The organism is Tardiphaga sp. (assembly GCF_028290495.1).
Lineage (GTDB): Bacteria > Pseudomonadota > Alphaproteobacteria > Rhizobiales > Xanthobacteraceae > Tardiphaga.
In genome coordinates this window covers 1-5,343 of record NZ_JAQGJT010000035.1, presented here as the reverse complement: position 1 = coordinate 5,343, position 5,343 = coordinate 1, and the positions used below count along the sequence as shown (strand labels likewise).

Annotated in this window: 5 protein-coding genes and 1 pseudogene; 3 read left to right on the top strand and 3 right to left on the bottom strand. The window is 61.0% G+C overall.

From position 1 onward, the window contains the following. The coding region (locus JWQ24_RS06300; protein ID WP_299805744.1) for a methyl-accepting chemotaxis protein at positions 1-814 on the top strand (814 nt) is incomplete at its 5' end. Positions 815-1,144: 330 nt separating this feature from the next. Here the strand turns inward: JWQ24_RS06300 and JWQ24_RS06295 are convergent. After that, the gene (locus tag JWQ24_RS06295; protein WP_299805742.1) at positions 1,145-1,339 is read right to left on the bottom strand and encodes a hypothetical protein; all 195 of its coding nucleotides are present in this window, start codon (positions 1,337-1,339) and stop codon (positions 1,145-1,147) included. 463 nt (positions 1,340-1,802) lie between these two features. Here JWQ24_RS06295 and JWQ24_RS06290 point away from each other — a divergent pair, with 463 nt between their 5' ends. Together JWQ24_RS06290 and JWQ24_RS06285 are read left to right on the top strand one after the other, a co-directional pair. After that, positions 1,803-3,818 (top strand): flagellin, encoded by a 2,016-nt coding sequence (locus JWQ24_RS06290; RefSeq protein ID WP_299805740.1) that lies wholly within the window; start codon positions 1,803-1,805, stop codon positions 3,816-3,818. 102 nt (positions 3,819-3,920) lie between these two features. Beyond that, positions 3,921-4,286 (top strand): flagellar biosynthesis repressor FlbT, encoded by a 366-nt coding sequence (locus JWQ24_RS06285; protein ID WP_299805738.1) that lies wholly within the window; start codon positions 3,921-3,923, stop codon positions 4,284-4,286. Positions 4,287-4,645: 359 nt separating this feature from the next. Here JWQ24_RS06285 and JWQ24_RS06280 read toward each other — a convergent pair whose 3' ends face one another. Continuing rightward, a complete protein-coding gene (locus JWQ24_RS06280) occupies positions 4,646-4,996 on the bottom strand; it encodes a hypothetical protein (protein ID WP_299805735.1) in 351 nt (116 codons plus the stop codon). A gap of 118 nt (positions 4,997-5,114) precedes the next feature. After that, positions 5,115-5,343, bottom strand: a pseudogene (locus JWQ24_RS06275) (IS3 family transposase); the annotation flags it as partial.

Here is a 5,343-nt window from a genome sequence, read left to right as displayed (position 1 = left end):
CGAAACGATGATCGGCGAGATCGTCCAGACCGTGTCGTCGGCCTCGACCCAGTTGGAGGCCTCGGCCTCGACGCTGACCTCGACCGCCGACCGCTCGCAGCGGTTGGCGACCACGGTTGCCGCGGCTTCGGAAGAAGCCTCCACCAACGTGCAGTCAGTGGCCTCAGCCACCGAAGAGATGGCCTCCTCGGTCGGCGAGATCAGCCGCCAGGTGCAGGAATCGGCGCGGATGGCGGGCGATGCCGTCGGCCAGGCGCGTGCCACCACCGAGCGCGTCAGCGAACTCTCCAAGGCCGCCTCCCGTATCGGCGACGTCGTGGAGCTGATCAACACCATCGCCGGCCAGACCAACCTGTTGGCGCTGAATGCCACCATCGAGGCGGCGCGCGCCGGTGAAGCCGGCCGCGGCTTCGCGGTCGTGGCCTCCGAAGTGAAGGCGCTGGCGGAGCAGACCGCAAAAGCCACCGGCGAGATCAGCATGCAGATCTCCGGGATCCAGGCGGCGACGCAGGAATCCGTCGGCGCGATCAAGGAGATCGGCGACACCATCGGCCGGATGTCGGAAATCTCCTCGACGATTGCTTCGGCGGTCGAAGAGCAGGGCGCTGCGACGCAGGAGATTTCCCGCAATGTGCAGCAGGCCGCGCAAGGCACGATGCAGGTGAGCGCGAACATCACCGACGTGCAGCGCGGCGCATCGGAGACGGGCTCCGCCTCGTCGCAGGTGCTGTCAGCCGCACGGTCGTTGTCATCTGACAGCAACCGGCTGAAGCTTGAGGTAGGCAAGTTCTTGACTGCAGTGCGGGCGGCTTGACGCGTCACGTAACTCGATGTGAGGCGGCTCCGGCTGCCGCCAGCTGGGGTTGGCCAACCCGAGATCGGTACGGAGGCGGCGCAGCGCCGAATTGTCTAGGTATTGGTTTCCGCGTGGCTGATCCCGGCGCTGTTTCTCGGCTACACCCTTCGACGGGTGTGCTGTCTGGCGCTGGCGGCCCTTGAAGTCGTCGGGATCTGGGCGCCAATCAGTGGGTCGAATGGTTAGATCGATAAAGCCGCGTCATCCTTCGGGGTGGCGTGGCTTTTTCTGTTTAGGCGATGGGCATTCCAGTGTCGGCCTCGATGCGGTCAGTACGAGCCATCGCGGTTACAGGGCTTGTTCCCATACCCTAAATTGTCGCTCGGCTTCGTCTGCCTCAGCGGGCGTGGTCGCGTCGCGCAACAGGCGTGAGATGCGCCAGCCTTCAATATCGTCGGGGCGATTAAGGGCAATTTGGCGTACTTGCGGAGCAAGCCTGTTAAGTCGCCGCAGACGAGTGGATTTCTTGAGATTGTGGTCCATTGAGAGTTGCTCCCATGCCGGCTACGGGACCAACGAGCGCGCCACCTAAAGGTTGCGTATGAACACTTTAACGGTAATCCATAACTGATAGGCACAGGGATTGTGCGCTCCAGGCGAAGCGCCGCTATTGAGGCTTGGATACGGCTGTCAGCATCACGAACCCACCGCACTCATGCATCCGCAGCGCGCCGTCGGCGATCGCCCGGTCGCTCTATGGCCTCATTTTTCATTCTGGGCTGCAGCATTTCGCCGCATTGGATCAGCGTTGGTTCGAGCGGCGTCAAAACATTCGCGAAAACCAATCACAATAAATCTTTAATTAACTTTGTTCCGCAGTGAGGCTAGGGCATCTGGAACGGTTTGCATTTGACGAGCGATCTTCACACTTTTTTACATCCTGTCCTTCATGTTGAAGATCGTCGCTAGAAGAATCTAGCACATGATCAAAACAGAAGGTTCAAACATGTCCGGCATCACACTTTCGTCCGCCGTCCGCCAAAACCTGCTCTCGCTGCAGTCCACTGCATCGCTCCTGTCGGAAACCCAGAACCGCCTCTCGACCGGTAACAAGGTCAACTCGGCGCTCGACAACCCCACCAACTTCTTCACCGCCTCGTCGCTGACCTCGCGTTCGAGCGACATCAACAACCTGCTCGATGGTATCGGCAACGGCGTGCAGATCCTGCAGGCTGCCAACACCGGCATCACCTCGCTCCAGAAGCTCGTTGACTCCGCCAAGTCCATTGCCAACCAGGCGCTGCAGACCACTGTCGGCTACGCCAAGTCCTCGCTGACCAGCACCGCCCTTACTGGCGCGACCGCTACGAACCTGCTCGGCGCCGCCGGCGGCACCAACGCCGTCTTTACCGGCGCTGCCGCGACCGGCACTGCTACAGCTGCTTTCGTCAGTGTCGCTGCAACGGCAGGTTCTGTGCTGCATACCGGAACAGCATCCGCGCTCGCGACCGGCTCGACTGTAATCAGCGCTCTGACGAACGGTACAGTCGCTACCGCTACGGGTCCGGTTGCTGGCGATTCATTCTCCGTAAACGGCAAGACGGTTACCTTTGCCGCCAGCGGCGCTGCCGCCACCGATGCCACCACCGGCAACGTCACGATCGGTATCGATCAGACCCTCGATAACCTCAAGACGGCTGTAGACGGCATCACGGCAAACACCACAAACGCCTCAAGCGTCACGGGTGCTGGCGCGATCCAGCTGAACACCGGTATCGCCAACAACCTGACGCTCGTTGATACGACCGCCGGCACGCTGGCCAAGCTCGGCCTGTCGACCGCCAGCTCCGCCACGCGCACCGGCGGTGCGGTTAGCACTCCGGCTCTCGCCACCTCGACCAAGCTGTCGGGTGTCAACACCGCCGGCGCTCTGTCGACTGCTTTCGCCGCTGGCGATACCTTGTCGATCAATGGCAAGACCCTGACGTTTACCGCATCAGGTGCTACCGGCGCTAACCAGATCGACATTACGTCCGACGTTACGTCCTTGCTGGGCAAGATCGACGGTCTGAGCGGCGCGACGGGTTCGACCGTCACCGGCGGCAAGGTCGTTCTGAACACCGGCACGGCGAGCGACCTCACCATCACTAGTTCGAACAACGCCGCTCTTACGTCGCTCGGTCTGGGTACTTCGGTCAGCCAAGCTCGCGTTGCAGCTCCGTCGCCGATCGATGGTCTGACCCTGACCATCGGCGCTACGGGTGGCGGTACTGCGACCAGCATCACGTTCGGTTCGGCAGCGGGTCAGACCTCGACTCTCGACGATCTGAACTCGAAACTGGCCGCCAACAACCTGCAGGCCAGCATCGACACCACCGGCAAGCTGTCGATCACCACGACCAACGATGCGGCTTCGTCCAACATCGGTGCGATTGGCGGAACGGCTGTTACCGGTGCGACTGGCCAGTTCAGCGGCCAGTCGGTTGTCAACGCTGTCAAGGACGCGGGTTCGCAGGCCACCCGTGCCAGCCTGATCAACCAGTACAACCAGGTCATCGATCAGATCACCACCACTGCGCAGGACTCGTCCTTCAACGGCGTCAACCTGCTCAACGGCGACACCCTGAAGCTGACCTTCAACGAAACCGGTTCTTCGAAGCTCAGCATCTCCGGCGTCGGCTTCGGCCCCGGTGGTCTCGGCCTGTCGAAGCTGACGGCTGGTACCGACTTCACCGACAACGCGGCGGCGAATAAGACCCTCGCCTCGCTGACCACCGCCAGCACCACGCTGCGCTCGCAGGCCTCAAGCTTCGGTTCGAACCTGTCAGTCGTGCAGATCCGTCAGGACTTCTCGAAGAGCCTGATCAACGTGCTCCAGACCGGTGCGTCGAACCTGACGCTCGCTGACACGAACGAGGAAGCGGCCAACAGCCAGGCGCTGTCGACCCGCCAGTCGATCGGTGTCTCCGCGCTGTCGCTCGCCAACACCGCACAGCAGGGCGTTCTCCAGCTCCTGCGCTGATTTCGGCGAACTAGACCAACAAATACAGGGCGGCGGGGGAAACCCCGCCGCTTTTCCTTTTATTAACCATCAGCATGGCTAATTCAGCTTTTGGAGAACAAGATGCCCCTCAAAATGAATCTCGAACCTCAAGAGTGGTTCATGGTTGGTGACACCAAGGTCGTCAATATTTGGAACGAAACGGCGAAACTGAAGATCGACGGCGCCGCTCCGATCCTTCGGCAAGCTCACACCATGTCCGAACGGGACGCCGACACGGCGGCAAAACGTGTCTACCTTGCGGTGCAACGCCTCTACCTTCACGTGGCGTCGACCCCCGAGAAGTACTTCGTATTAGTGGAAGCTCTACTGAAGGAGAATCCAGCCGCGAGCGACACGGTTCGGAAAGCCAACGAAGTGATTGCCGGAGGCTCTTTTTACGGTGCCTTACGAGAGTATCGAAAGCTAATTGAACGGCAGGCGGCGTAGTCGTCCGCCTTATTCCATCGAAGATGGTGACTTTTCGGCGTCGGCATGTGCGCCGGTTTTCATTCCGAACAGCCCGATTTTCTGTAGGGATTTCAACGGAGGCATCCCCCTCAATGGCGGAATATCCCTTGACGCCGCTGCGGAAGCAGTCTGATTTTGATTCCCCCATGCGGAGGTTCGAACCCTCCCGCCCCAGCCAATAGTTAGCCCTGCGGCTCAGGCACTTTTTGCATTCCCGCGCTTTTCATTCTGAATGGCGGTTTCCCGTTCATTCTGAATAGAAGTTGCTGCTTGGTTCGCCAGGGCATGTGCATGGCGCTTCCGGGGCGCAGCCAGCATGCGCGGAGCCGTCCGTTTGGTTAGCCGGCGTAGCTCTCCTTGGTCTTGTGGGCTGACAGGGCACGCCCTTGGCCGTCGGTAAGTTCCGCCTCCACGAGCTCAGTCATCCCGCCATGCCGGCAGGCATCGAGAGTGAACTCGACCGGCAAGCCGATATCCTTGCGCATCCGCTGCACGATCCTTTGCATTCCGGAGAACGAGTACGGCTTGGCGACGACCTTCTTGGAGTCGCCTTTGCCGGTCTTAATCTCGCGCAGGATCATGGGCGTGCCGCGGCGGGCCAGGTGGCTCAGAATTTCTTCAGCGTCAGCATAAAATTTCACGATGGTGCCGTCCTTGAGCGTGTCTTCCAGCGGGTGGTCGATGGTCACGCCGGTCTTGTGGTGGACGATCTGGATCGTGGGACGGGGGGGCGGCGCGATAATCGGTCCACTTCACGTGCCCCGCAATCACGTTCTCGGGGCGCTGCAGCCATTGGAACGCGATGACCGCCGTCCAGACATAAGTGAAGTCAGCGATCCATTTGCGGTTGGGAGCCGCAGCTTCGAAGGCGCGATTGAGCACGTTGGCAGCGATGGCGCTCGCCTGACGTTCACCCGCGTCCAGAGGAAGGCGGCGCCGTCGCGGTCGCGCCCTGAGAGCCTGTAGGCGCATCAATCGTTCGATGCGGTGCAGTCCGCACGACATACCCTCTGCAAGCAGGTCGTGCCATACACGC